Raw genomic sequence first — 830 nt, forward strand, 5'->3', positions numbered from 1 at the left:
CTTTTCCTTTATAGGATTTATATTTCTTCATACGCACAACACACTTTAACCCAAGCTCTTTCATAATGCGCTGAACCTTCTTGTGGTTCACTTTCTGGCCACGATTCGTTAATTCATCACGAATGCGACGGTAACCATAACGACCTTCATTTTCCTCATAAATCGCTTTAATCTCAGCTTTCAAATCGGCATCTACATCTGGACGATTCATTTTCTTTACTAAATCATAATACGTGCTTCGAGGAATAGTAGCTAGCTCCACGAGTGCCTTCACCGAATATTTATGCCTTAATTCATAGACTACTTGCGCTTTGTCTTGTTTTGTGATTTTTCCTTGTTTTGAACTAAGGCATTTAACTTTTTTAAGTACTCATTTTCCATCTCAAGCTGTTTAATGCGTGCTTCAAGTGCTTCGACTGACCCTTCAGCTAAATGTTGTTTTAATTGTTTATTTGAATCTTTTTTCATGGATGGACGCCCCTTTTTCTTAGATTGAAGGGCATCAATTCCTTGTGTTTCGAGCTGTTTTTTCCAAACAGAAATCGTTGAAGGGGCAGGAATATTAAAGATAGCTGCCGTCTCAAATAAGGACATACCGTTTTCAATCATAAAGTTTAGTACGTCTAGTTTAAATTGTTGTGTGTAATTTGTACATCGTTTTAGAAAAGCTTCCAGACCATTCTGTTTATATTGGTTTACCCAATTCAAAATGATTGTGTCACTTATACCGAGCGATCTACCCATTTCTCGATAACTTTCATTTCCGTTCAAATAACGTAGAACGATTTGTATTTTTTCATCAGCTGTAAATTTAGCCATAGAAAAACTGC

1 pseudogene is annotated in these 830 nt (G+C 36.3%); it reads right to left on the reverse strand.

The window, feature by feature from the left end:
• Window positions 1-819, reverse strand: a pseudogene (locus MR167_RS31550) (IS3 family transposase); the annotation flags it as partial.
• Between the last annotated feature and the right edge of the window lie 11 nt (window positions 820-830).

Source organism: Bacillus cereus group sp. BfR-BA-01355, from assembly GCF_022663675.1.
GTDB classification, from domain to species: domain Bacteria; phylum Bacillota; class Bacilli; order Bacillales; family Bacillaceae_G; genus Bacillus_A; species Bacillus_A thuringiensis_S.